Raw genomic sequence first — 26,057 nt, 5'->3', positions numbered from 1 at the left:
GACGGATGATCTCCCCTTGCATTGAAATTTCATCTTGAGTATTATAAGAGTTGGCTGTTAGCACTTGCCCAGGTCGAGTGCTAACAATGCAAGTCGCTTCATATCTAACGATGCGAAGGAGGCACATTCCGCATGATCAAACCTTTGGCTGACCGCGTACTGGTCGAACCGATCGCAAGGGAAGAAACGACTGCCAGCGGCATCGTGCTGCCCGACACGGCGAAGGAAAAGCCGCAGGAAGGCAAAGTGATCGCCGTCGGCAAGGGCGCCTACAAGGACGGCGTGCTTGTCGCTCCGGAAGTGAAGGTCGGGGACCGCGTGCTGTTCTCGAAATACGCGGGTACGGAAATCAAATATGAAGGCAAGGAATACCTCATCATGAGGGAAAGCGACATCCACGCGATTCTGGAGTAATTCCGGCCCCTTGGCTTCGTGCCGACGGAACCTGCGGTCGCAGGTCAGATGCACCAGGCATCGCACACGCGCAAGACGAATCCGAACGGTTCAAGGAGGTAATCACGCACAATGGCCAAACAGATCCTGTTCAATGAAGAAGCACGCCGCGCGATGCTTCGCGGTGTTGACACGCTCGCCAACGCCGTGAAGGTGACGCTCGGTCCGAAGGGCCGCAACGTCGTGCTGGAGAAGAAGTTCGGCAGCCCGCTGATCACGAACGACGGCGTGACGATCGCGAAGGAAATCGAACTCGAAGATCCGTTTGAGAACATGGGCGCCCAACTCGTGAAGGAAGTTGCCACGAAGACGAACGACGTGGCCGGCGACGGCACGACGACGGCTACCGTTCTGGCGCAGGCGATGATTCGCGAAGGTCTGAAGAACGTGACGGCCGGCGCGAATCCGATGGCGATCCGCCGCGGCATCGAGAAAGCGGTGAAGACGGCGGTCGAGGAGCTGAAGAAGATCGCGAAGCCGATCCAAGGCCGTCAATCGATCGCCCAGGTTGCAGCCATCTCCGCCGCTGATCCGGAACTCGGCGAGCTGATCGCGGACGCGATGGAGAAGGTCGGCAACGACGGCGTCGTCACGGTCGAAGAGTCGAAGGGCATCCAGACGGAACTGGAAGTCGTCGAAGGTATGCAATTCGACCGCGGCTACACGTCCGCGTACATGGTCACGGACACGGACAAGATGGAAGCCGTGCTCGACAATCCGTACATCCTGATCACCGACAAGAAGATCTCGAGCATCCAGGACATCCTGCCGATCCTCGAGAAGGTCGTGCAAACGGGCAAACCGCTGCTCATCATCGCGGAAGACGTCGAAGGCGAAGCGCAAGCGACGCTTGTCGTCAACAAGCTGCGCGGCACGTTCCTCTGCTGCGCCGTCAAGGCTCCGGGCTTCGGTGACCGCCGCAAGGCGATGCTGGGTGACATCGCGGCGCTCACGGGCGGCCAAGTCATCACGGAAGAGCTCGGCCTCGAGCTGAAGTCGGCTACGCTGGAACAGCTCGGCAGCGCGCGTCAGGTCCGCGTGTCGAAGGAAAACACGATCATCGTGGACGGCGCCGGCGACAAGAAGGATATCCAAGCCCGTATCCAGCAAATCAAGGCTCAACTCGAAGAAACGACGTCCGACTTCGACCGCGAGAAGCTGCAAGAACGTCTTGCGAAGCTGTCCGGCGGCGTAGCGGTCATCAAGGTCGGCGCCGCTACGGAGACGGAGCTGAAGGAGCGCAAGCTGCGCATCGAAGACGCCCTCAACTCCACGAAGGCTGCGGTTGAGGAAGGCATCGTGTCCGGCGGCGGCACGGCGCTGATCAACATCCTGCCTGCGGTGGCTGCGCTGAAGGGCGAAAACGACGACGAGCAAACGGGCATCAACATCGTGCTGCGCGCGCTCGAAGAGCCGGTCCGCACGATTGCGCAAAACGCCGGCAAGGAAGGTTCCGTCATCGTCGAACGGCTGAAGAAGGAACCGGTCGGCATCGGTTACAACGCGGCGACGGACGAATTCGTCAACATGTTCGAAGCCGGCATCGTCGACCCGGCGAAGGTGACGCGCTCCGCGCTGCAAAACGCGGCTTCGGTGGCGGCCATGTTCCTGACGACGGAAGCGGTCGTGGCCGACAAGCCGGAGAAGGAGAAAAATGCGGGTCCGTCGCCGAACATGGACATGATGTGATCCCGCGACGTCCGAACGTCATCAAGGCCTCTCCCCGCGAGAGGCCTTCGCTTTTTTGGGCCGTGGAACTGTTATACTAAAATGAAGTATAATTGATCGGGCGCCAAGGCCAGGTAACGGAGGCGGCTGCACGTGATCATCGGCATCGGACACGATCTGGTGGAGATCGCGCGGATCGAACGCATCCTGGAGGGAAACCGGAAGGACGCGTTCCTTCGGCGCATTCTGACGGAAGGGGAGATCGCCCGGGCGCCGGAGGGAGGCAGGCGGCTGGCGGAATACGCGGCCGGACGTTTCGCGGTGAAGGAAGCGGTGGCGAAAGCGTTCGGATGCGGCATCGGGGCGGCGGTTCGGTTTATCGATATCATCGTGCTGCCCGACCGCCTGGGGAAACCGGTCTGTACCCTGTCCGACCGCGCTTGGGAGCGTCTCGGGTTCGATCCGTCGGAGACCGTGATCCACGTGGCGATCACCCACGATCGCGGTTATGCGTCGGCCCTCGCCGTGGCCGAACGGCGCTGAGGCGCCTGGCGCTTCGGCAATCGTACCGTACTGCTGGGAGCGATTATGGAACGCATTTACCGGATCATCCTGGAACAACATCTGAGACGACTCAACGCTGAAGTGACACTGGCCGCATGGAGTTCCTTCGCTCCCGGGTCCAGCCTGGGGTGTTCGCGGCCTCACGGCTACAAGCTCGTCTACGTGACGAAGGGGACGTGCTGGTTTGAAGTAGACGGGAAACGGGCCCTATTCAAACCCGGAACCCTGTCCATGCTGCCCGCCGGAACGGAACAGTCGTGCGGCGTGTCGGGGACGGAGCCGGTCGAGGCGTACTGGGCCCAGTTCGACGCGAATCTCGGCGACACCGAGCTGATCGGCATGCTGAAGCTTCCCGTGTGCGTCGACGTGGGCGGGGATCCGGACATCGTCCGATTATTTGAGGCGATGATTGAATCGTTTAACGATTCGGCCATCACGAGCGTGCTGCGGTCGAAGGCCGCGCTGTACGAGGTGCTGGCCCGCTTTCTCGAGAAATGCCGGGTGGACGAGAAAGCGATCGCCAACATGGACCTTTTCGTCAGGCTGGGAAACGTGCTCGATTACATCGACCGTCATCTGGCGGACAACCTGACGCTTGAAGAGCTGGCGAAGATGGCGTACCTGCATCCGAATTATTTTGTCAGCCTGTTCAAAAATCTGATCGGCCTGCCGCCCATCCACTACGTCAACATGCGGCGGCTCGAGAAGGCCAGGAAGCTGCTGGAGGAAACCGACATCCACGTCTCCGAGATCGCGGCCGCCGTCGGCATGCAAAACCACTATCTGTCCCGTCTGTTCAAGCAGCATACGGGCCTCTCGCCGACGCGCTACCGCAAGCTGTACGGCGGGCGGAAGGCCCTGACGGCCGACGCGACCCGGCCGGCGGGCGGGCCGCATGTTTCGGCTGCGAACCCGGTCTTGCCGGGGGGAACGGCTTCGGAAGCGGATGTGCCGGGCCAACGGCCGGTCGTGCCGTGCAATGGTTCGGCCGTGCCGGGAGAAGGTCCGTTCGTGCCGGGGCAGGGTCCGGCTGTGCCGGAACGTGTCTTGCCGAAGGATGCGACGGCGGGGAAGGCCGGCCTTGCGGATGCCGCGGCGGATTCCGATTTTCCGGAACGGAGCCCGGTTCCGGCGGCAACAGGCACGGGAGGAGCGGGATATGGATTCAGACCGGACTGAAGCGGCCGCCTATTTCGCATCGCGGCTGCTGGACTGGTACGATCGGAACAAGCGCGACCTTCCCTGGCGGCGGGATCGCGATCCGTACCGGATCTGGGTGTCGGAAGTGATGCTGCAGCAGACGCGGGTCGACACGGTGATTCCGTATTACGAGCGGTTCATGCGGCGGTTCCCGACGATCCGGCATCTGGCGGAGGCGCCGGAGGAAGAGGTGCTGAAGCTGTGGGAAGGCCTCGGCTACTATTCGCGGGCGCGCAATCTGCAGGCGGGAGCGCGGCAGGTGGTCGAGCGGCACGGCGGCGTCGTGCCGGATGACAAGAAGGCGCTGTCGGCGCTGAAGGGGATCGGCCCGTACACGGCCGGCGCCATCCTGAGCATCGCGTTCGGCAAGCCGGAGCCGGCGGTGGACGGCAACGTGATGCGCGTGCTGTCGCGGTATTTCCTGCTGACGGACGACGTGGCGAAGCCGTCCGCCCGCGCCCGGATCGAGCGGCTCGCGGCTTCGATCATTCCCGAGGGGAGAGCCGGCGAATTCAACCAGGCCGTCATGGAGCTCGGCGCGCTCGTCTGCACGCCCCAATCGCCGGGCTGCCTGCTCTGCCCGGTGCTGGAGCGCTGCGCCGGCCGCGCTGCCGGACGCGAACGGGAGCTGCCCGTGAAATCCAAGGCGAAGCCGCCCCGGCCCGAGGCACGGATGGCGGTCATCGTCGAGGGCCGCGGCCGGCACGCGGGCAAGGTGCTCGTTCGGCGGCGGCCGGACAGCGGGCTGCTCGCCCGGATGTGGGAGCTGCCGCATGTGCTGGCGCCGGAGGCGGCGGCCGACGGGTATGCCGCATCACCCCGGGCGGGCGCCTTCGACGCGCTCAGCCGCGGGCTGGCGGAAGAAGCCGGCCTGCTCGTGCGCCCGGTGCACCTCTGGGCGAAGGCGGAGCATGTGTTCAGCCATATCCGGTGGCAGGTGGAGGTGTATCTCGCCGAATTCGGATTTTTCCTGGACGCCGGCTCCGCGTCGACCGGAGCTGCCGGTTCCGAAGCCGCCGTCGCCGCCGAAGCGGGCGCCCCTTGTGCCGGCGGCCCGGACCGCGCTCCGGATGGGGACGAACCGCCGGAAGGCTGGCTTTGGATCGGACCGGAGGATATGGCGTCGCTCGCGTTTCCGAATGTATTCTTACGGCTATTGAACGATTACTTCGCCAAGCGGGCATGAAGCAAGCCGGGAGCATGTTCCCGGCTTGCCGTCTTTTGTCCGGTTTTGCCTGAAGCGACGTCCATGGCGGCAAAGGCGCGCCAAATCGACTCGCCCAATCGAATCGCCGAATCGGGAAAGCCCGGGCCGCCGCACCTACGACTCGGTGAGGAATGCTTCGCGCACCCTCCGCCAGAACGGGAACGGCCGGTACCGGGCGAAGCAGATTTTCTTGTCCGAGACGGTGCATCGGAGCGACCGGATGTCGCTGCGCTCGATGCTGATGTGGTCGACGACCAGCGCGAGCCGCTGCGATTCCTTCTCGGGAATGATGTCGCAGTGATGATGTTTCGGCAGCACGACGGACGAGCCGAGCGTCCGGTAGACCCGGTTGTTGATCGACGCGATCTCGGCAATCTGCAGCGATTCGATCGACGGATGGATGACCGCGCCGCCGAGGCTCTTGTTGTAGGCCGTGCTGCCGGACGGCGTCGACACGACGATGCCGTCGCCGCGGAACATTTCAAACAGTTCGTCGTTGATGTGGATGCTGGCGACGAGCGTGCTGCCGACGCCCTTCAGCGTGAACTCGTTCAGCGCCAGATACCGTTCGCTGCCGTCCGGCCTGTTCGCCACGACCTCGACCAGCGGGTAGCGGACGTACTGCGGCTTGTCCGACGCCATCTTCGCGACGAGATCGTCGAGCTCGTGGGCCTGCCAGTCGGCGTAAAAGCCCAGGTGGCCGGTATGCACGCCGACGAAGCTGACGCGGTCGAGCAGATGGTTGTACCGGTGGAACGCCTGCAGCAGCGTGCCGTCGCCGCCGATCGAAATGACGATATCCGGCGATTCCGCGTCCGGCGCAAACCCGTGCGCCGAAGCCAGCGTGTGGAACCGCCCGGTCAGCCGCCGGGACAGATCGTCGCCCCGGTCAATGACGACATATTTCAACAGAATGACTCCCTCCGCATCGTTCTCCCTCGATCATAGCGAAAAACGGCGCCGCAGACAAATCCCTTTCGTTTCTTCGCGCGTCACGGACCGAGCAGGCCCCACAGCAGATAGACGAGCGCGGCGCCGATGACGCCGTGCGCCGCCCGGGCCGCGAGGAACGGCGCGTAGCGGATGTCCGTCGTGCCGATGATGCTCGCGATCTGCGCGTGCACGGACAGACCGGCCCAGGAGAGCACCCACGCCGCCGCGGCCGCCCGGTGCGCAAGCGCCGCGTCCGCTTCGCCGGCCGCCTTCGCGCCGAGCGTCACCTCGAACAGGCCGCTGGCGAACGCGGAGGCCGTCTGCGCCGGCAGCCCCGCTCCCTGCAGGAGCGCCTGCAGCATCGCAACGAACAGATCGAGGACGCGGGCCCTGGCCAGGAGCTCCATCACGACGGAAAAAAAGACGACCAGGCCGCCCACGACGGTGTTGAGCCGAAGCGCGGAGCCGACCGCATCCGCCAGCAGCCGCCCGGGTGTGCGCCCGTCCGCCGTGCGGGCGCGGTGCATCGCGGCGAACGCGGCGGGAACAAGCCGCGCGTTCCGGGGCGATTCGGCGGGCGTGAGCGGATCCTGCCGGCGGTACCGGCGGAAGGCGAGCCCGATGACGAGGGCGCCGCCATAGTGCGCGGCCGCAAGCACCGGTGCCAGGGCGGGATCGTGGAAGAAGCCGACCGATACGGCGCCGATCAGGAAGATCGGATCGGAGGTCGTCACGAAGGCGACGAGCCGCTCGCCCTCCGTCCGGCTGATCTGTCCCTGCTCCCGCAGCCTGGACGCGAGGCGGGCGCCGACCGGGTAGCCGGAGATCAATCCCATCGTGACGACGAAGCCCGCGATGCCGGGCAGCCGGAAGAGAGGACGCATCAGCGGGTCGAGCAGCGTGCCGAAGAAATGGACAACGCCGAATCCGAGCATCAGCTCGGCCATGACGAAGAACGGAAACAGTGCGGGGAACAGCACGTCCCACCAGACGGCGACGCCCCGCAGGGACGCCTCCAGCGAAGCGGCGGGATGCGCCGCCATCAGCGCGGCGAGCACGATGCCGCACGCGGCGGCGAGCGGAGCCGGACGTGCGAGGGATCGAACCAATCGCGCCACGCCGCTTCCCCTCCCGAAAGGCGGATTCTTTTTCCATCCATATGCCCGTCCGCGGACAAACAGCACACCGGACCTGCGGCCGGCGGGCATTTCGTCTTTGTCGCGGTTCCCGCCCAAAGTATGGTATAATGCTGTCGAAACTTGCGATCGCAGTCCCGGCATTCATGCGCCTGGAGTGAGATGCGTGCAGCAGGCTTACGGCACCCTGTACGAGGCGATCGGCGGGGCTCCGATGATACGACGCATTGTCGAAGCTTTCTATCCGAAGGTCAAGGAGCATCCGCTGCTTGCGCCCTTGTTCCCGGAAGACATCCGGCCCGTCATGGAGAAGCAGTACATGTTTCTCACCCAGTTCTTCGGCGGTCCCCCGCTCTATTCGGACGTTTACGGCCATCCGATGATGCGCGCGAGGCACCTGAAGTTTCCGATCACTCCCAAGCGTGCGGACGCCTGGCTCGACTGCATGCGCCGCGCCCTGGATGAGGCCGGGCTTTCGCCGGAACTTGCGGCGCTTGTGCTGGATCGGTTGTCCGGACCGGCCCATCATTTCGTCAATACGGTCGATGAGGAGGAAGGCTGAGCGATGGTGGATCCACTGTTCCAGGCGAAAGTCCAGTGTCCGTGCTGCGAGCGGACATTCCTGAGTTCCCGCGTCCGTCCGAGCTTCCGGAAGGCGATTCGCACCGATACGGATTTCATGGCCCATTACAGGGACGATGTCAATCCCGACTTCTGCGTCGTGCGCGTCTGCCCGTCCTGCGGATACGCCTTCACCGAGAACATGAAGCAGGAACTGACGCCCAGGCAGAAGGAAATGTACATGGAGCGCATCGGCAAAAGCTGGGTGCATCGCGATTACGGCGGGAAGCGGACGTGGGAGGAGGCGCTCGACTGCTACAAGCGGGCGCTGCTCTGCGCGCAGACGGTCGGCGACTCGGAACGCGTCATCGCCGGACTGCTCCACCACATCGCCTGGATGTACCGGCTCCGGGACATGAAGGACCAGGAACTGCGATTCCTGCGCTACGCGCTGGAGGAATACATCCACGTGTATGAGCGGGAGGGCAAGGACATCAACAACGCGCGCCTCATGTATCTGATCGGCGAGCTGTACCGCCGGCTGGACGAGCCTCATGAAGCGGTCAGGTGGTTCTCCCGCATCGTCAACGACAAGCGGATCATGGACGCCGCCATGATCAAGGCGTCGCGGGAAGCGTGGCATCAACTGCGCGAAGAGATGCTGGCGAAGAAGATGGCGATGCCGGAAGAGGCCGAATTGCTGTAGGACGCATGGCATGCGTAATCCGGGGAAGGCCGGCCGGTCCCGCCGAAGCGGGTTCGGCCGGCCTTCCGCGTGTCCGGCGGGGGAGACGGTCGGCGGTCCGGGCATCGGGAGGTCCTCCGGACGGACGCATGCCCCTTTTTCTTGGTATAAAATAAGGATGCCATCCCATCGCCCCGGCACCCGCCCGGCGCGGGACGGGGCGGGAAAGGAGCGAGCCAGAACGATGCATCGGCTCGACATGAGCTGGAATCTCGACAATATCTATCCCGGCGGCTCGGGGTCCGAAGCGTTCGCGGCGGAGCTCGACGGTCTCGAGCGGGACATCGCGGCGTTCGAACGGTCGCTGCGCGCCGCGGAAGACGCGCCGGTCACCGCGGACCTGCTCGGCGAGTGGACGCGGACCGCGCAGTCGATTCTGGCCCGTCTCAGGGAAGCGGAATCGTTCACGGCCTGCCTGACGGCGGCCGATGTCGCGGACCGGCGGGCGGCCGCGCTGGATGACCGGGTGAAGAATCTGGCCGCGGCTTTCCAGGCGGTCATGACGCTGTACGACCGCGCGCTGGGCGCCGCGGGCGACGAGATGTTCGAAGGCTGGCTGTCGTCGGAAAGCGGTCCCGGCGCGGCGGCGTTTTACGTGGTCCAGCGGCGGGAGCGGGCGAAGGAGAAGCTTCCGCCCGAGCAGGAGGCGCTCGCCGGCGATCTCGCGGTGAACGGCTATCACGGGTGGGGCGAGCTGTACAACACGATCGTCGGGCGGACCCGTTTTCGGGCGGCGGACGAGACGGGAGAGGTGAAAACCTGGTCGGCGGGGCAGATGCAGAATCTGCTGTACCACGGGGACCGCGGCGTCCGGAAGGCGGCGTTCGGGAGCTGGGAGGCGGAATGGGCGCGCCAGGCCGATCTGTGCGCCGAGGCGCTGAACCGGATCGCCGGCTTCCGGCTCAAGCTGTACGACCGGCGCGGGTGGAGGAGCGTGCTGAAGGAGCCGCTCGACATGAACCGGATGCGGCCCGAGACGCTGGAGGCGATGTGGGCCGCGGTTGACGAGACGCGCCCGGCGCTCGTACGGTACCTGCGGCGGAAAGCGGAGCTGCTCGGGCTGGAACAGCCCGACTGGCACGACGTCGAGGCGCCGATCGGTGCGGCCGCGCGAACCGTGCCGTACGAAGAGGCGGCCGCCTTCATCGTCGGGCGGTTCCGGGAGTTCAGCCCGGACATGGCCGAACTGGCGGAGCGGGCGTTCCGGGAGCGCTGGATCGAAGCGGAGGACCGCGGCGGCAAGCGTCCCGGCGGCTTCTGCACGTCGTTTCCGATCGCCGGCGAGACGCGCATTTTCATGACCTATTCGGGCACGGCGGCGAACGTCTCGACGCTCGCGCACGAGCTCGGCCACGCGTACCACCAGCACGTGATGAACGATCTGCCGGCGTTCGCGCAGGAATATGCGATGAACGTGGCCGAGACGGCGTCGACGTTTGCCGAATGGATCATCTCCGATTCGGCGGTGCGGGAGGCGTCCGATCCGGCGGAGAAGCTGGCGCTGCTCGACGACCGGCTGCAGCGGGCCGTCGCGTTCTTCATGAACATCCGCGCGCGGTTCCTGTTCGAGACGCGCTTCTACGAGAGGCGCCGGGAAGGCCTCCTGTCCGCGGAGGAGCTGTGCACCCTGATGGAGGAGGCGCAGCGGGAGGCGTACGGCGGCGCGCTCGGGGCGTATCATCCGCATTTCTGGGCGTCGAAGCTGCATTTCTATCTGACGGACGTGCCGTTCTACAACTTCCCGTACACGTTCGGGTACCTGTTCAGCAGCGGCCTTTACGCACGGGCCGCGGCCGAGGGCCCGGCGTTTGCGGCCCGTTACGCCGCGCTGCTGCGCGACACCGGCGCCATGACCGTCGAGGATCTCGCGTGGAAGCATCTCGGCGTGCGGCTCGACGACATCGCGTTCTGGCGCGAGGCGGCGGCGGTTCCGCTGAAGGATGTCGACGCGTTCCTGTCGCTTGGGCCATGAGCCCTGACCATGAGCCCGGAGCGTCTTCGACGTTGCACGAGTTGCACGATACGAGGGTGCGGCTTCAAGAGGCGAAGAAACTTCCTCCATTTGGTCGAAATTCGGCCGATGCGCCGCAATAGAGGAAGTTTCTTCGCTCATTTTTTCGGATATGCGGGTACCGGTGGAGGGATCCGGGGAGATAGGAGAAATTTTGATTCTATTTTCAACCGGTGATCCGCGAAAGAAAAACACCGCCCAGCCCGTTCGTCGGGTATGGACGGTGTGTTCACCTGCATTCATCCTAGCAAAAACGGGGGCGAAAAGCAAGAGGGAGCGATCGGAAGCAACAGGCGGCAGGGTAATCTGAAATGTTGTATCATATTTTTCAATATGATATTCTATTTCCCGGAATAGAATGTTCCATAAAAGGTTGTGTTGGCCATCGAACTGACTGCGAGACAAATGGAGATCGTGCGGCTCGTGGAGCGGCACGCGCCGATCACGGGCGAACAGCTCGCCAACATGCTGGGCGTCAGCCGGCCGACGCTTCGCTCCGATCTGGCGCTGCTGGTCATGCTCGGCCTCATCGATGCGAAGCCGAAGGTCGGCTATTTCCCGGGGCCGGCCCGCACCGCCGGGTCCGCTGCGCGGGGGCTGGCGGGCGTCAAGGTGAAGGACGTCATGGCCGTGCCCGTCAGCGTCGGCGAACAGAGCACGGTGCACGACGCCGTCGTCGCGCTGTTCACCGAGAACGTCGACGGGCTGATCGTCGTCGACCGCGAGCAGCGGTTCACGGGCATCGTGACGGCCAAGGACTTGCTGAAGGTGACGATCGGAGGAGCGGACGCTTCGGCGCTTCCGGTCAGCCTCGTCATGACGCGCGTGCCGAATGTCGCGACCGTCTCGCCGGAGGACGAGGCGATCGAGGCGCTGCGCCTGATGCTCGCCCGCGAGCTCGACTGTCTGCCGGTGGTGCGCGGGCGGGACGGGGCGCTTGAGGCGGTCGGCCGCGTGACGCTCCGGCACCTGGCGCAACGGTTTGCCGGAAACCCGCAGCCGCCGGCGCCGCGTGAAGGAGGCGGACGTAGGTGACGGAAACGGAGAACGGGAAGAGACCGAAGACCATTTTCATTTGTTCGGACGGCGTCGGCGAGACGGCGGAGGCGGTGGCGAAGGCGACGGTTCGCCAGTTCGACGACCGCGATGTGCGGCTGAAACGGTACGCCCCGATCAAGGACGAGGACGAGATCGCCGCCATCGTCGAGGAGGCGGCCCGGACGGGCGCCTTCATCGCGTTCACGCTCGTGCAGCCCGAGCTGCGCGAGATGATGCGCGAGGAAGCGGGACGGCGCGGCGTCCGCGCGGTGGACGTGCTCGGGCCGATGATGCAGGCGTACATCGACACGTTCAACGGGTCGCCCAGGAGCGAGCCGGGCCTGCTGCACCAGCTGGACGAGGACTATTTCAGGAGAATCGAGGCGGTGGAGTTCGCGATCCGGTTCGACGACGGCAAGGACGTCCGCGGGCTGCTCCAGGCCGAGGTCATCCTGATCGGCGTGTCGCGCACGTCGAAAACGCCGCTCAGCGTCTTCCTCGCGCACAAGGGCATCCGCACGGCGAATCTGCCGCTCGTGCCCGAGGTCAGGCCGCCCGCGGAGCTCATGGAAAATCCCGCCGATGCGCTGATCGTCGGCCTGACGATGGATCCGGACCGTCTCCGGGAGATCCGCGGCGAGCGGCTGCGCGAGATGGGCCTGCCCGGCGGGGTGTCCTACGCTTCGGGCGAGCGCATCCGCGAGGAGCTCGCCTACGCCCGGTCCGTCATGGAGGCGCTCGGCTGTCCCGTGATCGACGTCACCTACCGGTCGATCGAGGAGACGGCGGCGATCATCATGAGGATGATGCATGAAGCGCAGGAAAAACGGCAAAACCGTTAGGAGGAAGGCCATGGAAAGGGAACTCGCGCTGGAACTGGTCCGCGTGACCGAGCTGGCGGCGCTGTCCGCCGCCCCGTGGATGGGCCGTGGCGACAAGCATGCGGCGGACGCCGCGGCGACGGAAGCGATGCGGCGCATGTTCGATTCCGTCTCGATCCGCGGCACCGTCGTCATCGGCGAGGGCGAGATGGACGAGGCGCCGATGCTCTACATCGGCGAGAAGCTCGGCGACGGAACCGGACCGGAGGTCGACATCGCGGTCGATCCGCTCGAGGGCACGGAGATCGTCGCGAAGGGGCTGAACAACGCCATGTCCGTCCTGGCGGTGGCGGGCAAGGGCCGGCTGCTGCACGCGCCGGACATGTACATGGAGAAGCTCGCGGTCGGCCCCGCGCTCGCCGGCAAGCTCAGCCTGAAGGACCCGCCGCGGACGACGGTGGAGAAGGCGGCGCTCGCGCTGGGCAAGCCGCTGTCGGATCTCACCGTCATGGTGCTCGACCGTCCGCGCCACGCGGAGCTCATCCGGGTGCTCCGGGAAGCCGGCGTGCGGATCAAGTTCCTGTCCGACGGCGACGTCGCCGGCGCGATCGCGCCCTGCTTTCCCGAGACCGGCATCGACCTGTACATGGGTTCGGGCGGCGCGCCCGAGGGCGTGCTCGCCGCGGCGGCGATCAAATGCCTCGGCGGCGAGCTGCAGGGCAGGCTGATGTTCGAGGACGACGCGCAATATCAGCGCTGCCTGTCGATGGGGCTCGACGATCCGCGCCGGATTCTCGGGATGAACGACATGGTGGGCGACGGGGATGTCATTTTTGCCGCGACGGGCATCACGCCGGGCGAATTCCTGGGCGGCGTCCGCTACCTCGAGGGCGGGCGCGCCGAGACGCATTCGATGGTGATGCGCGGAAAGACGCAGACGATCCGGTTCATCCGGTCGATCCATATGCTCAAAAACAAGCCGCTGCTGCAGCGCTGAACGGTACGCCGGCCGGCACGCCGGGGGACTGATCAGCGCATTGCAACGCTGAACAGGACGCCGACCGGCACGCCGGGGGACTGATCAGCGCATTGCAACGCTGAACAGGACGCCGACCGGCACGCCGGGGGACTGATCAGCGCATTGCAACGCTGAACAGGCCGCCGTTCGACGCGCCGGCGGACTGATCAGCGCATTGCAACGTGCTGTTCTTCGGATAGATGACCAAAATAACGAAACGGCAGCACCGCGGCTGCCGTTTTCGCTTTATATCCGGCGATGATTGGAGCTTCTGCGCGTAATCAGCGTCGGTTCCAGCTGGATGCTGACGATGTCGGGGGAGAGCTTGCCTTCGATCCGGTTGATCAGCAGTTCCAGTGTCGTCGTCACCATTTCTTCGATGGGCTGATGGATGCTGGAAATGCCCATGATTTTCGACAGCAGCGTATCGTCGAACCCGATCACGCTGATGTCTTCCGGGACCTTGAGCCCCCGTTCCTCCACCAGCCTGATGCATTCCAGGGCGATGATGTCGTTTTCCGTAAATACGCAGGTGAACGGGAACGCATCGAACTCCCGGAAGTGCTTCTCGATTCCCTGGCGCACGAGAAAATGATCGTTGGACGTCTGTTCGAGTTCCAGCACCCGGACGGCCGAAACGGGAAGCTGGTGCTCGTACAGCCCGCTGGCAAAACCGAGGTATTTCTCGTCGTCGGCTTTCCCGATGTAGGCGAAGGAGGTGTGGCCGGACCGGATGAAGCTGTGAGCCGCGAGTTTTCCCGCCTTGAAGTGATCGATGGCCACGCTGTCCAGCGCATCCACCGTCTGCGTGATGGAAACGACCGGAACAGGCAGTTTGCCGATCCGTTCGAGATTGTGTCTGCCGGCGGGGACGATGATGCATCCGTCAATCTGCCGGGTCAGGAAATTCTGGATATTCTCCCACTCCAGAATCGGATTGTGCTTGGCGTTGTGGAGAATGATATTGTACCCCAGCTTTCGCGCCTTGTCCTCCAGATGATCGACCAGCTCGACGAAATACGGGTTGTACATTTCGGACACGCTGACCCCGATCAGCTTCGATTGATTGCGCTTCAGGGTCTGGGCGGTCTGGTTCGGTACATACCCGACCTCTTCGATCACCTTCCATACCCGCGCCGCCAGTTCCTCGTTGACATCGGGGTTTCCGTTGATGACCCGCGAGACCGTGGCCTGCGACACATTGGCCAGCCGGGCGATCTCCTTCATCGTGATTCGTTTTTTCACGTTGCCCTCCCGAGCGTGCATAATTCCGTACCGCATGGCTAAAACTATGATAGCATATTCTCAAATAATCGAACACCAGAATACGATTTCCAAACGAAAATCTCTGTTTTTTAAGACTTTAAATCATGGTTGACAGCGATTTTGGCATCGGATATGATGGTTTCAAGAATACGTATTCTTATATTTTTCTCAAATTTTTCTCGATGGTTTCACACTTATTCTCAAATTTATCACGCAGACGGAGGGGTCACATGAAAAAGCATCTGGCTGTTCTGCTCGCTGCTCTCGTGGTGCTGACGCTGCTTGCGGGTTGCAGCGGCGGGGGCAAAAACGACAAGAAGGATACGATCGTGGTCTGGACGCAGGCGTCCGCCGACACTCCCGAAGGCAAAATGTTCGCCGACCGCGTGGCCAAGTACAACGAATTGCATCCGGACAAGCCGCAGGTCGTCATCGAGAACATCACGCGGGCCGGCGCCGGGTCGGGCTACATCGACAAGCTGAACGCCGCCATCACGGCCGGCGACATGCCCGACATCTTCACGCTGGACGGGCCGGACGTGGCCGCCTATGTGGAAGCGGGCGTCATCGGCGAGGTCGGTCCGTATCTCAGCGAGGGATTCGCCGACGGGTTCACCGCCTCGATCCTGCAGCAGGGTACGGTGAACGGGAAACTGTACGCGCTCGGCTACACCGATTCGGCGGTCGTCATCATGTACAACGAGGACATGATCAACGCGCTGCCGGAGGAGATCAAGGCCAAAATTCCGGGTCCCGACGAAGACTGGACCTGGGATCAGCTGCTGGAGCTCGCCCGGGACATCGACAATTACGCCGCGACCAGCAACGATCCGGCCTTCGAAAAATACGCGGTGGCCGTAAGCACGCTGCTGACCGACGTGGCGAGCGGCGTTTATGAAACCGGCACGTACTACTTCACGCCGCTGGTCTGGTCGAACGGTTCCAACATCGTCGCCGACGACGGCCTGACGGTGGACGGCGTGCTGAACTCTCCCGAAACGGTCGAGGCCATGACGAAATACGCCCAATTGTTCGCGGGCGATCGTCCGCTGGCCAGCGCGTCCGAACCCGAGAAGGCGTTCCATTCGGGGCAGGCCGCGCTGTCCGTCACCGGCTTCTGGTATGTCAACGAATTCAACAATTATCCCGATCTGAAGTACAGAACGCTCCGCTATCCGAAGATGAACGCGCAATATGACGGGCTGTACACGCCGTCGGGCAGCTGGGCATTCGTCAGAAGCGCCAATATTTCCGAAGACCGTCTTCCGCAGGTCATCGAGGTGATGGAATGGCTGACCAATGACGAAGCCTCGCGGGAATATTACCAGAAGAACGGTTCCATCCCGGCCCGGATCAACGCGATCGACGTGATCGACACCAACACGGACAATCCGTATTTCAACGAAGCCTGGAAAGTCATGCAGTTCCAGGTGCAAAACCGGAACAAGGCGCGTCCCGTCTCCGTCGGTTATCCGTACCTGTCCGAAACCTTCGCGAAGGACGTCCTGCTCCGGATCGCGCAGAACAGGGCGACCGACGAGGCGACGATCAAGTCCTATCTGGACGACGCGGTCAAGAAGATCGATCGGGAATTCGCGAAATACAAAAAAGGATAACCCGTAGCTGGCGAGGTTCCATCCTCGCCACTATCTTTGACGGGGGTGGGAAAGCCGCATGTTCAAGCAATACAAATGGTCGGAGGTCGTCACGGCATACGCGTTCCTGGCGCTGGCGCTGCTCTTGGCCGTGCTGTTCATCGTCGTGCCGATCGGCAAGGCGATCAACTACAGCTTTACGGACTATTACCTGCTGAAGCCGCAGGAGCGCGAATTCATCGGGGTTGACAACTACCGGCGCATCTTCACCGACGAACTGTTCCGCCAAACGTTCTTCAACACGGTCAAGTTCGTCGTGTGCGTGGTTCCCCTCCAGCTGTCGATGGCGCTGGGACTGGCGTTGATCGTCAACCGGAAAGTCAGGGGAGTGGGATTTTTCCGCACCGCCTACTTTTCGCCGGCCGTACTGTCGCTGGTCGTGATTTCCATTTTGTGGACGACGCTGCTCAATCCCAATAACGGGCTGATCAACGAGATTCTGATGGCGCTGGGGCTCTCGCCCCAGCCCTTCCTGACCAGCCCGTCGCAGGCCATGTACACGATCGTCGTCATCTCGGCGTGGTCGGGCTGCGGATATCAGATGATGATTTTCCTTGCAGGGCTCTCGAACATTGAAACCAGCCAGTACGAGGCGGCGGAGCTCGACGGCTGCGGTCCGCTGAGGAAATTCTGGTACATCACGCTGCCGGGCCTGAAGCCGATCACGATGTTTCTCGTCATCACCACCACGATCCAGGCGTTCAAGCTCATCGTCCAGCCCATGGTCATGACGGGCGGCGGACCGGATTACTCCACGATGACGATTCTGCAATACATTTACGAGTACGGCTACAGGCACCGGAACATCGGATATGTCAGCGCGATCACCGTGGTATTCACCATTTTCCTCATCGTCGTCTCGGTCCTCATCAAGAAGCTTTTCCGGGAGGAAAAAGCGTGAAGATCATCAATCGAACGATATTTTATGTTGCGGCTTCGCTGATCGCGCTGCAATTTCTCGTGCCCATGGTGTGGATGATTCTGTCGTCGTTCAAGATCGACAGCGTCATCTACCGCGACATCTCGACCATCTATGCCGTGGTGCCGAGGTTTGAGGATTTGACCCTGAAATCCTATCGCGAACTGCTGTCCATGTACAACGTGTTCCGGAACGTGCTCAACAGCCTGATCTACGCGTCCGTCACGGTGCTCGCGGGACTGACCATCAACTCGCTGGCGGGGTACGCGCTGGCCCGGTTTCATTTTCCGTTCAAGAACGCCATCCTGCTGTTCATTATCGCGCTCATGATCGTGCCCATCGAGGCGATCATCCTGCCGCTGTATCTGGTCGTGCACGAGCTCGGCATGATCAATACGCTGGCGGGCTATCTGATCCCGTTCTTCGTCAATGTGATGAACATCTTCCTGTTCAGGCAGCACTTCCTGTCCTTCCCCGGAGAGCTCATCGAAGCGGCGAAGGTGGACGGCCTGACGGAGTTCGGAAGCTACTGGCGGATCGTCGTTCCGTCCAGCGTGCCGATGTTCGTGACGGTGGGGATCCTGACCTTTCTCGGTTCCTGGAACGACTTTCTGTGGCCGGTCATGGCGATCACGAAGTCGGATCTCATGCCCGTTCAAGTGGCGCTCAACGCGATTTTCAGCGACACGTACAAGATTTTCACCAGCCACATGATGGCGGCCCTGACCATCGTGACCCTTCCCATCATCGTGCTCTATGCCGTGTTTCAAAGATATATCATCGAAGGGGCCATACGGGCCGGGATCAAATAACCGGCGCCGTACCGGACCAGAATTGGAGTGGGTGAATCATGCTGTCCAGACTGGAAGCGGCAAACCGGTATATCCGCGAGAACAAGCATCGCGTCACCAACCGTCCGCATTATCACTTCGCGGCGGAAATCGGATGGATCAACGATCCGAACGGCTTCATCCATTACAACGGCGAGTATCATCTCTTCTACCAATACAATCCGTATTCCACGGTCTGGCGTGACATCCATTGGGGCCACGCGGCCACGAAGGATTTCATCCGGTGGGATTACAAGCCGGTCGCGCTCGCGAATGACCGGTGGTATGATGCGAACGGCTGCTTCTCGGGGAGCGCCGTCGAGAAGGACGGCATGCTGTATCTGATGTATACCGGGCATGTGACCGGGGAAGACGGCCGGGTCATCCAGCGGCAATGCCTCGCCGTATCGGAAGACGGGATTCATTTCGAGAAGCATCCCGCCAATCCCGTCATCGGCGAACGCGAACTGCCGGACCGTTACATGCCGTGCGATTTCCGGGACCCGAAGGTGTGGAGGGAAGCGGACGGCCATTACTATTGCGTGCTCGCGGTGCGCAACGAGCAGCGGCGCGGCGAGATCGTGATGTTCAGATCGGAGGATCTGGTCCATTGGCGCTTTCATTCTTCCGTCTACCGGACGGAGGAAGCGCAGAACCTGCTGCTGGAATGTCCGGACTTCTTCCATCTGGACGGCAAGGACGTGCTGATCTTCTCCGTCATGCCGTGCGATCCCGAGTATGCCGACCAGGTGGAGAACCATGTGGCCTATGCGGTCGGCAGGCTGGATTTCGGCACGGGAAGATTTGAGCCGGAAGCCCGTGGCGTGCTGGACCGGGGACCGAGCTTCTATGCTCCGCAGACGACCGCGGGTCCCGGCGGGGAGCGCCTGCTGATCGGCTGGATGCAGAGTTGGCGGCAAGGCGGGCTGCCCGACGGCTTCGAATTCAACGGCATGATGACGATCCCGAGAAGGCTGCGGGTTGAAGGCGCGAAGCTGCTGCAGCAGCCGTTCCTGCCGAACGGGGAGTATTTTGCTCCGGTTCATTCCGGCGAAGCGGAGCTCGCTCCCGGTCGGGCGCCCGTGCTGCTTACGTCCGGCTCCGGCCGCATCCTGCTCGAACTGGACAGGGCGGAAGCGGAGGAATTGAAGGGGAATGTCCTGGAATTCCGCCTGCAGGAGAAGGACGGGCGGGCGATCCGGGTGGAAGTGGACGCGGCGGCGGGGCAAATCGCCGTTCGGAACGATTATGAAGACGGCGAGCCGGGGCGGCTGGATGTTTCGACGGACGGAGGGCTCGCGCTTGAACTGTTCGTCGACCTGTACTCGCTGGAATTGTTCGTCAACGGCGGCGAACAGGTGTTTTCCCTGACCTCCTATGCGCCCAAAGGATTCGTGTCGAAGGTCTCGGCCGCGCGGCCCGTCAGGCTGCGCCGGCTGGAAAGCTTCGCCTTTCGGCCGCCGGGCCGGGATACAAGCCGACCATCATGAGGGAGTGCGTTCGCCGCGCGCCGGCTTTCGGGCCGGCGCGCATTTTTCGTGCTTGTACACCGTTGTCCACGCGCATCCCGCCGCGGCCGCATACGGTGTGGTAGCGCGGCCGAGGCCGCGACATCCGGGAAGGAGGCGGGATGAGCATGGCGGTTACGAGAGATCAGGCGCGGAAGCTGGTGGGAAAGAAAATTTACGCGCTGAGGAAGGACGGATCGGTCGTCTCCGGCAAGCTGGTCGCGATCCGCGGCAACCGGCTGGTGCTTGAGCAGCCGCGCGGCAAGAAGGCGCGGGTAAAGGGCATTCTGCCGCTTGCGCTGTTCGATCTGCTGGCGATCGGCGAGTCGCTGTACGGGTTTGGCGGCTTCGGCGGACCGTTCTACGGTGGCTTTGGCGGTCCGTTCTACGGCGGCTTTGGTCCGTTTGGCGGGCCCTTCGGCGGCGGGTTCTGGTGGTAACGGCCGGACGGTTGGATCGGGCGAATCGGCAGGCGCGGGATGCGTCTGCCTATTTTGTTGTTCTGCCCATAATGCCGGAGGGACGGGTGCATAGGATAACGCAGTCCGACCGGAAGGAGGTGCAAGCGGATGGGTTACCCTGTCGCGCATGGCGGGTACTGCGGGCACGGCCTGTACACGAGCACGGGCGTGATCCTCGTCCTCTTCATCCTGCTGGTCATCGTGCTTCGTGGCTGGTTCGTGTAACGACCGGAGATCCGCGGACACACCCTCCGGCGAAGCGGATGCCGGGAGCGAGCGCCGTTCGTGCGGACCTGGAATTGGGGCGGCCGCACGGGCGGCGCTTTTCATGTTGGAGAAAACCGAAAATAAACACTTGATGAAAAAGATTACATCGGATATATTTGGATGCATACGGAATGCGATCATATGTTCGTGTTTCGGAGGCGAACCGGATTGCGGTCGGGCATCGTGACAAGAGGGCCCGATCCTGATGACGGGGAGGAAGCATGATGGGGGCTTTTCGCGGTTTCACCGAACGGACGATTCAATTTCTGCGCGACTTGAGGGAGAACAATGCGAAGGAATGGTTCGAGCGGAACCGGCCGGTCTACGAGCGGGAGTTGCTCGAGCCGATGCGCGATCTCGTCGCGGACCTGAGCGGCGTGATGCTGACGATCGATCCGGAGTTCGAGACGCGGCCCGCCGTGGGCAAGACGATCTCCCGCATTCACCGCGACACGCGCTTTTCGCGGGACAAATCGCCGTTCCGCGACGCGATGTGGATTACGTTCAAGCGCCGTGCGGGGGAATGGACGGACGCGCCCGCGTTCTTCTTCGAGCTCCGGACGGACGGATATCGGTACGGGATGGGGTTCTACTCCGCGTCGAAGGATACGATGGACAAGCTGCGCGAATGGATCGACGAGGAGCCGGACGATTTCCGCCGCGTGACGGCGTTCTACGGACGGCAGAAGACGTTCGCCATCGAAGGCGAGTGCTACAAGCGGGTGCTCGACCCGGACAAGCCCGCATCCGTCCTCGAGTGGTACCAGCGCAAGAACATCTACCTTGCCTGCAACCGGGAAATCGACGAACTGCTGTTCTCGCCGAAGCTCGCGGACGAGCTGGCGGCCGGTTTCACGATGCTCGGCGATCTGTACCATGCGTTCTGGAAGCTGAGGATGCGGGCCGGCTGACAGGAGTGCATCTTTCAAGGGGGATGTTAAGTGAATTACCGTCTGCTGCAGGCCAAGGATGAGCAGGAAAAGCAGCGATTTGTGCCGCTGCTGCTGCTTGCCGACGAGTCAGAGGAAATGATCCGAAAATACCTGGGGAAGGGGGATCTGTATTATCTCGTTGATGCATCCTCCGAAACGGTTGGCGTTATCGTGATGCTTGCATGGAATGATGGTACGGTGGAAATGAAAAATGTTGCCATCACCCCGGAGCATCGGGGGAAAGGACTTGGAAAATTATTGGTTACAAAGGCGATGCAAATTTACAGGGAAAAAGGGTTCAAGCGTTTTATTGTGGGAACGGCGAATTCAAGTATTGGCAATCTTGCTTTTTACCAGAAGCTTGGATTCAGAATGTTTGCAATCAGGAAAGATTTTTTCCTGGATTATCCGTCCGAAATTTGGGAGAATGGAATCAGGGCCATGGATATGATCATGTTGGAAAAAGTGGAGACCTGATCTTTTTAACCAAGTGAATGCGTGCCTCAGCGAATCTGGCGCCCGGGCTGGCGGAATCGGAAACGGCGGTTGTGATGGAAGGAAAGAATTGACAAACTCAAAACGGTTGTGCTAGCATAAATGGCAAACCAACTCCATCAGTCTGGACGAACGGAAGCACCGTTCGCGTCGGGACAACGGCGTGTTGTCCCCGCGTGCGGTGCTTTTTTCGTTGGCGGAGGTGGGAAGTGGCGGCATGATGCCGATCCATCTGTGCGTCGCGGCGCGGGAGGCGGACTATGTGCGGAGGCTGGCCGACTACGTGCGGTCGTCGCCGTACGGCCGCGATTGGCGGGTGACCGGCTTCTCGACGGAAGAAGCGCTGCGGCAATACCTGAAGGCGGGGTATCCCGCGGATCTGCTGCTCGTCGCGCCGGAGTTCGCGGAGGCGGCGTCCGGGCTCAGGCCGGGCGTTCCGATCGCGCTGCTGGTCAGGCGGACCGGCGAAGCGGGGCCGGAATCCGGGCTGCCGGAAGTCTTGCAGTTTCAGCCGGTGCCGAATCTGATCCGGCAGTTGGAGACCCTACGCGCCGGGCACGGGCTGCCGCGCGCCCCGGCCGGCGAAACGGGGCCGCTGGTCGCGGCGGTTTATTCGCCGTCGGGCGGCAGCGGCGTGACGACGACGGCGCTCTGCATGGCGCATCTTGCGGCGAAGTCGGGCGCGGGCGCGTTCTATCTCGATCTCGATCCGTTCGGCGGCATTGCAGGCGGCAAAGCGGAACCGGCAGGCGGCCTGCCGGAGCTGTTGTACACCCTGCAGGCGCGACCGGAGGAAGCGGCGGCCGTGTTCGGGCGGGTGCGGAAGCATGACGCGGCGCTGGGCATCGACCGGTTCCCCGGCGGTTGTCCGCCGGAGGAGAAGCTGGACCTCGGCCCGGAAGCGGCGGACGGACTGATCCGGACCGTGGCGGGCTGCCGGGACTACGGCGTGGTCGTCGTCGATCTCGGGTCGGCGCCGACCGCGGCCCATCTCGAGGCATTCGCCCGTTCCGATGCGATTTTCTGGCTCGTGCCGGATCACCCGTCCGGCCGGGGCAAATCCGAGGCGGCGCTCGAATTTTTCCGGCGCCGGGAACCGAAGCGGATGGCGGAGATTGAACCGCGCATCCGTATGGTGGCGGCCCATGCCGGCCGGAGCGGTTCAGCCCGGGGCGCGGCCGGGCTTCGCTTGGTTGCCGGGATTCCGGAAGTGCCGCGGCTGCGCGGCGCCGGTCGGCCGGAAGAGGCGGCCGGATCGCCCGAACTGCAGGCCGCATGCCTCGCTCTCCTCGCCGCCGCCGGATGGAGGCCGGAAGGAGGGATGCCGGATGATCGGGGAACGCGAGGTGCGCTTGCTGCGGGAACGGGTCCGAAGCAGGATCGATTTGCATGAGGAACTGAGCGACGAACGGCTGACGGGCATCATCGAATCGGTCGTCTTCGAATGGGCCCGCGACAAGCCGCTTACCGCCGCGGACAAGCACCGGGCGGTCCGCAGGCTGTTCCACGCCTTCCGCGGGCTCGACCTGCTGCAGCCGCTCATGGACGATCCGACCGTGACGGAGATCATGATCAACGGACACGAGAACATCTTCGTCGAGCGGAACGGCCGCATCGAGCGCCATCCGGGCGCGTTCGAGAGCCGCGAGCGGCTGGAGGAGCTCATCCAGACGATCGTCGGCAGCGTCAACCGCGCCGTGAACGAATCGAATCCGATCGTCGATGCGCGGCTGGCCGACGGCTCCCGGGTTCACGTGGTGCTGCCGCCGGTGTCGATCCGCGGACCGACGGTCACGATCCGGAAGTTCCCCGAGCGTCCGATGTCATTGGACGATCTCGTCGCCCGCGGATCGCTGACGGCGGAGGCGGCGGACTGGCTCTCCCGGCTGGTGCGGGCGAAATATAACGTGTTCGTCTGCGGCGGCACCGGGACGGGGAAGACGACCTTCCTGAACGCGCTCGCCCAATGCATCCCTGCGGACGAGCGGATCGTCACGATCGAGGATTCCGCCGAGCTGCAAATCTCGATGCCGAACCTCGTCTCGCTCGAGACGCGCAACGCCAACCCGGACGGGAAGGGCGAGATTCCGATCCGCGCCCTCGTGAAGGCTTCGCTCCGCATGCGGCCCGACCGGATCATCGTCGGCGAGGTGCGCGGCGGCGAGGCGATCGACATGCTGCAGGCGATGAACACCGGGCACGACGGGTCGATGTCGACCGGGCACGGCAACAGCCCGCGCGACATGCTGTCCAGGCTCGAATCGATGGTGTTGTCCCAGGCGGAGCTGCCGCTTCCGGTCATCCGGCACCAGATCGCCTCGGGCATCGATCTCCTGATCCACCTCACCCGGCTCGCCGACGGGAGGCGGTGCGTCGCGGAGATCACGGAGCTGGGAGGCGTCCGGAACGGGGACTATGAGCTGAACGTGCTGTTCAGGCGCCGGGCGGGCGTGGCGAACGGGGAGGACGGCGACGGGCGGATCGAGGCGGGTGAACTGGTCTGGACGGGCAACCGGCTCGTCCGCGCCCACAAGCTGCGGTTGGCGGGCGTCGCCGATCCGTCGCGCGGCGCCCGGGAGCCGGACGGCGGGAATCGGGAAAGGGAGGGCGCTTTCCGGGAGGAGGCCGGTCGGTATGCGTAACGCCGCACGGCCGGCCAATCCCGAAGCGCTGCGGGAACGGAAGCGGCCCGGTTCCCGCGGGAAGAAGAGCGAAGAGCGTCCGGTGACGGCGGTCCGGCTGACGGGATGGCCGAAGGCCGCCGCCGCGGCCGCCGGCATGGCGGCGGTCGGCCTGCTGGCGGGACTGTACTATCAGTCCCTCTGGGCCGGGCTGCTGTTCGCGCCGCTCGGCCTGTTCGCCCCGGCCGCGGTCGAGCGGGAGCTCGAGAACCGGCGGCGCCGGTTGCTGCGGGAGCAGTTCAAGGAGGCGCTGCACTGTCTCGTCACGTCGCTCTCGGCCGGCCGTTCCGTCGAGAACGCGCTGCTGTCGGTGCCGGACGAATTGAAGGTTCTGTACCCGGACCCGAAGACCCCGATCCGGCGCGAATTCGAGTTGATCCGGATCGGCCTCGTCAACGGGGAGCGGCCGGAGGACGGGCTCCGCCGGTTCGCGTCCCGCGCGCGGCTGGGGGAGGCCGCCCGCCTCGCCGACGTGATCGCCGTCGCGAAGCGGACGGGCGGTGACATGGCCGCCATCGTCCGCAGCTCCGCCGCGCTGCTCGGGGAGAAGATGGAGGTCGAGCGGGAGATCGCGGTCATGACCGCCGGCAAACGCTTCGAGTCCCGGCTCATGATGGCCGCCCCGTTCGCGTTCGTCCTCATGCTGACCGCGATGGCGCCGGAATACATGGCGCCGCTCTACGGCAGCGCCGCGGGGTACCTGATCCTGACCGGCGGCCTCGCGGCGCTGGCGGGCTGCGCCTGGCTCATCCGCAAGATCATGTCGATCGACGTGTGAAGGAGGTGAGGGGAACGTGTTCTTCCTGGCGATGCTCATCGCCGGAGGCTGGCTGTCCGTTACGGCGGGAGCGCTGATGCCGGCTTTGCGGAAGGCGCGGCGGAGCGGACGTCCGGCGGACTGGCGGGAACTGTTGCTCGCCGAACCGGCCGACCGGTTCCTGATCGGTTGGGCCGGCCGGTTCGCCCCGGTCCAGACGCTGCTGGCGTCCGTGCATGCCGACCTGCAGCGGCTGGCGGACAGGCCGCCGGCGCCCGCGGAATCGCGTCGGTATCTCGCGCACGCGGTCGGATCGGGCATGGCGGCGGCCGGTCTGACGGCGGTGCTGGCGCTCGCCTCCGGCACGGCGGAAGTGTTGCCGGTCGGGCTGCTCGCGGCATTGCTCCTGCCGGTGTCGCGCGTCCGGGCGCTCAGGCAGCGGGTCGAGGAGCGACGCCGGGCCGTGCTGCGGGAACTGCCGGAGCTGCTCTCCGTGCTGATGCTGCTCGTCGGTGCCGGCGAATCGCTGCAGAACGCGCTGCATCGGTGTGCCACGGAAGGCGCGGACGGTCATCCGCTGTATCGGGAACTGAAGCGGGCGATGCACGCGGTCCGGAACGGCGAACCGTTCCAGATCGCGATGGACGGGTTCGCCCGGCGGCTCGGTGTCCAGGAGGCGTCCGTCCTGACTTCGGCCCTGCTGCTCCAGTACCGGAAGGGCGGATCCGATTTCGTCCACGCGCTTAGGGAGCTGTCGTTCAGCCTGTGGGAGAAGCGCAAGAGCCTCGCCAGGATCAGGGGAGAGGAAGCGGTTTCGAAGCTGTCGCTGCCGCTCACGCTCATTTTTTTCGTGCTGATGGTGATCATCGGATCGCCGGCAATCCTTGGTTTCCGGTGAATCGGTTGAATCCACGGGTTTGCAGGAGGGATG

At 63.7% G+C, this 26,057-nt stretch carries 26 protein-coding genes; 23 read left to right on the top strand and 3 right to left on the bottom strand.

Annotated features, from left to right (window positions below; genetic code table 11):
- Nucleotides 1-132: 132 nt before the first annotated feature.
- The 5 genes from groES to mutY all read left to right on the top strand — a co-directional run bounded on the left by groES (nt 133) and on the right by mutY (nt 5,071).
- Entirely contained in the window at nt 133-414 is a 282-nt protein-coding gene (gene groES / locus A9Z00_RS12330; protein WP_296977817.1) for a co-chaperone GroES, read from the top strand.
- 111 nt (nt 415-525) lie between these two features.
- Nucleotides 526-2,142, top strand: coding sequence for a chaperonin GroEL (gene groL / locus A9Z00_RS12325; protein WP_296977814.1), 1,617 nt, complete (start codon nt 526-528; stop codon nt 2,140-2,142).
- Nucleotides 2,143-2,274: 132 nt separating this feature from the next.
- Entirely contained in the window at nt 2,275-2,664 is a 390-nt protein-coding gene (gene acpS, locus A9Z00_RS12320) for a holo-ACP synthase (RefSeq protein ID WP_296977812.1), read from the top strand.
- A gap of 45 nt (nt 2,665-2,709) precedes the next feature.
- Entirely contained in the window at nt 2,710-3,864 is a 1,155-nt protein-coding gene (locus A9Z00_RS12315; protein ID WP_296977809.1) for an AraC family transcriptional regulator, read from the top strand.
- Nucleotides 3,845-5,071 carry an A/G-specific adenine glycosylase gene (gene mutY, locus A9Z00_RS12310; RefSeq protein ID WP_296977806.1) on the top strand — a complete coding sequence of 409 codons (1,227 nt, stop codon included), beginning with the start codon at nt 3,845-3,847 and terminating at the stop codon, nt 5,069-5,071. Before A9Z00_RS12315 ends, mutY begins: the two co-directional genes overlap by 20 nt.
- A 135-nt stretch (nt 5,072-5,206) precedes the next feature.
- On the opposite strand, the gene A9Z00_RS12305 is transcribed toward mutY, so the two are convergent.
- On the bottom strand, nt 5,207-6,001 hold the full coding sequence (locus A9Z00_RS12305) for an NAD kinase (RefSeq protein WP_296977802.1): 795 nt from the start codon (nt 5,999-6,001) through the stop codon (nt 5,207-5,209).
- Nucleotides 6,002-6,084: 83 nt separating this feature from the next.
- A complete protein-coding gene (gene ylbJ, locus A9Z00_RS12300; protein WP_296977799.1) occupies nt 6,085-7,143 on the bottom strand; it encodes a sporulation integral membrane protein YlbJ in 1,059 nt (352 codons plus the stop codon).
- A 184-nt stretch (nt 7,144-7,327) separates the two neighbouring features.
- On the opposite strand from ylbJ, the gene A9Z00_RS12295 reads away from it, so the two are divergent.
- From A9Z00_RS12295 to glpX, 6 genes are all read left to right on the top strand, one after another.
- Entirely contained in the window at nt 7,328-7,723 is a 396-nt protein-coding gene (locus tag A9Z00_RS12295; RefSeq protein ID WP_296977796.1) for a globin domain-containing protein, read from the top strand.
- Between the two features lie 3 nt (nt 7,724-7,726).
- Nucleotides 7,727-8,428 carry a DUF2225 domain-containing protein gene (locus A9Z00_RS12290; protein ID WP_296977794.1) on the top strand — a complete coding sequence of 234 codons (702 nt, stop codon included), beginning with the start codon at nt 7,727-7,729 and terminating at the stop codon, nt 8,426-8,428.
- A gap of 223 nt (nt 8,429-8,651) precedes the next feature.
- A complete protein-coding gene (locus A9Z00_RS12285) occupies nt 8,652-10,439 on the top strand; it encodes a M3 family oligoendopeptidase (RefSeq protein ID WP_296977790.1) in 1,788 nt (595 codons plus the stop codon).
- Nucleotides 10,440-10,883: 444 nt separating this feature from the next.
- Nucleotides 10,884-11,513, top strand: a complete 630-nt coding sequence (locus A9Z00_RS12280; protein WP_296978033.1) for a helix-turn-helix transcriptional regulator — start codon at nt 10,884-10,886, stop codon at nt 11,511-11,513.
- Nucleotides 11,510-12,358, top strand: coding sequence for a pyruvate, water dikinase regulatory protein (locus tag A9Z00_RS12275; RefSeq protein ID WP_296977787.1), 849 nt, complete (start codon nt 11,510-11,512; stop codon nt 12,356-12,358). Before A9Z00_RS12280 ends, A9Z00_RS12275 begins: the two co-directional genes overlap by 4 nt.
- A gap of 10 nt (nt 12,359-12,368) precedes the next feature.
- Nucleotides 12,369-13,334: a class II fructose-bisphosphatase gene (gene glpX, locus A9Z00_RS12270; RefSeq protein WP_296977784.1), complete on the top strand. Its 966-nt coding sequence runs from the start codon at nt 12,369-12,371 to the stop codon at nt 13,332-13,334.
- A gap of 267 nt (nt 13,335-13,601) precedes the next feature.
- Here the strand turns inward: glpX and A9Z00_RS12265 are convergent, their stop codons facing one another.
- Nucleotides 13,602-14,600, bottom strand: a complete 999-nt coding sequence (locus A9Z00_RS12265) for a LacI family DNA-binding transcriptional regulator (protein ID WP_296977781.1) — start codon at nt 14,598-14,600, stop codon at nt 13,602-13,604.
- Nucleotides 14,601-14,851: 251 nt separating this feature from the next.
- On the opposite strand from A9Z00_RS12265, the gene A9Z00_RS12260 reads away from it, so the two are divergent.
- From A9Z00_RS12260 to A9Z00_RS12205, 12 genes are all read left to right on the top strand, one after another.
- A complete protein-coding gene (locus tag A9Z00_RS12260) occupies nt 14,852-16,237 on the top strand; it encodes an extracellular solute-binding protein (protein WP_296977778.1) in 1,386 nt (461 codons plus the stop codon).
- Between the two features lie 58 nt (nt 16,238-16,295).
- On the top strand, nt 16,296-17,177 hold the full coding sequence (locus tag A9Z00_RS12255) for a carbohydrate ABC transporter permease (RefSeq protein WP_296977775.1): 882 nt from the start codon (nt 16,296-16,298) through the stop codon (nt 17,175-17,177).
- A complete protein-coding gene (locus tag A9Z00_RS12250) occupies nt 17,174-18,007 on the top strand; it encodes a carbohydrate ABC transporter permease (RefSeq protein ID WP_296977772.1) in 834 nt (277 codons plus the stop codon). The genes A9Z00_RS12255 and A9Z00_RS12250 overlap by 4 nt, the downstream gene beginning before the upstream one ends.
- 38 nt (nt 18,008-18,045) lie before the next feature.
- Nucleotides 18,046-19,515, top strand: coding sequence for a glycoside hydrolase family 32 protein (locus A9Z00_RS12245; RefSeq protein ID WP_296977769.1), 1,470 nt, complete (start codon nt 18,046-18,048; stop codon nt 19,513-19,515).
- Between the two features lie 146 nt (nt 19,516-19,661).
- On the top strand, nt 19,662-19,973 hold the full coding sequence (locus A9Z00_RS12240; protein WP_296977767.1) for a hypothetical protein: 312 nt from the start codon (nt 19,662-19,664) through the stop codon (nt 19,971-19,973).
- Nucleotides 19,974-20,102: 129 nt separating this feature from the next.
- Entirely contained in the window at nt 20,103-20,219 is a 117-nt protein-coding gene (locus A9Z00_RS12235; RefSeq protein ID WP_296977764.1) for a sporulation protein YjcZ, read from the top strand.
- Nucleotides 20,220-20,485: 266 nt separating this feature from the next.
- Nucleotides 20,486-21,172 (top strand): DUF2461 domain-containing protein, encoded by a 687-nt coding sequence (locus A9Z00_RS12230; RefSeq protein WP_296977762.1) that lies wholly within the window; start codon nt 20,486-20,488, stop codon nt 21,170-21,172.
- A gap of 30 nt (nt 21,173-21,202) precedes the next feature.
- Nucleotides 21,203-21,670, top strand: a complete 468-nt coding sequence (locus A9Z00_RS12225; protein WP_296977757.1) for a GNAT family N-acetyltransferase — start codon at nt 21,203-21,205, stop codon at nt 21,668-21,670.
- Between the two features lie 235 nt (nt 21,671-21,905).
- The gene (locus A9Z00_RS12220) at nt 21,906-23,081 is read left to right on the top strand and encodes a CpaE/TadZ family protein (RefSeq protein ID WP_296977754.1); all 1,176 of its coding nucleotides are present in this window, start codon (nt 21,906-21,908) and stop codon (nt 23,079-23,081) included.
- Nucleotides 23,017-24,330, top strand: a complete 1,314-nt coding sequence (locus A9Z00_RS12215; RefSeq protein WP_296977752.1) for a TadA family conjugal transfer-associated ATPase — start codon at nt 23,017-23,019, stop codon at nt 24,328-24,330. Before A9Z00_RS12220 ends, A9Z00_RS12215 begins: the two co-directional genes overlap by 65 nt.
- Nucleotides 24,323-25,147: a type II secretion system F family protein gene (locus A9Z00_RS12210; protein ID WP_296977749.1), complete on the top strand. Its 825-nt coding sequence runs from the start codon at nt 24,323-24,325 to the stop codon at nt 25,145-25,147. Before A9Z00_RS12215 ends, A9Z00_RS12210 begins: the two co-directional genes overlap by 8 nt.
- A 16-nt stretch (nt 25,148-25,163) precedes the next feature.
- Nucleotides 25,164-26,024, top strand: coding sequence for a type II secretion system F family protein (locus A9Z00_RS12205; protein WP_296977746.1), 861 nt, complete (start codon nt 25,164-25,166; stop codon nt 26,022-26,024).
- The last annotated feature ends 33 nt before the right edge of the window (nt 26,025-26,057 follow it).

The sequence above is a fragment of the Thermobacillus sp. ZCTH02-B1 genome, from assembly GCF_002159085.1.
Classification (GTDB): Bacteria; Bacillota; Bacilli; order Paenibacillales; family Paenibacillaceae; genus Thermobacillus.
The sequence above is the reverse complement of the archived record's forward strand: the minus strand, read 5'-3'. Positions and strand labels throughout refer to the sequence as shown.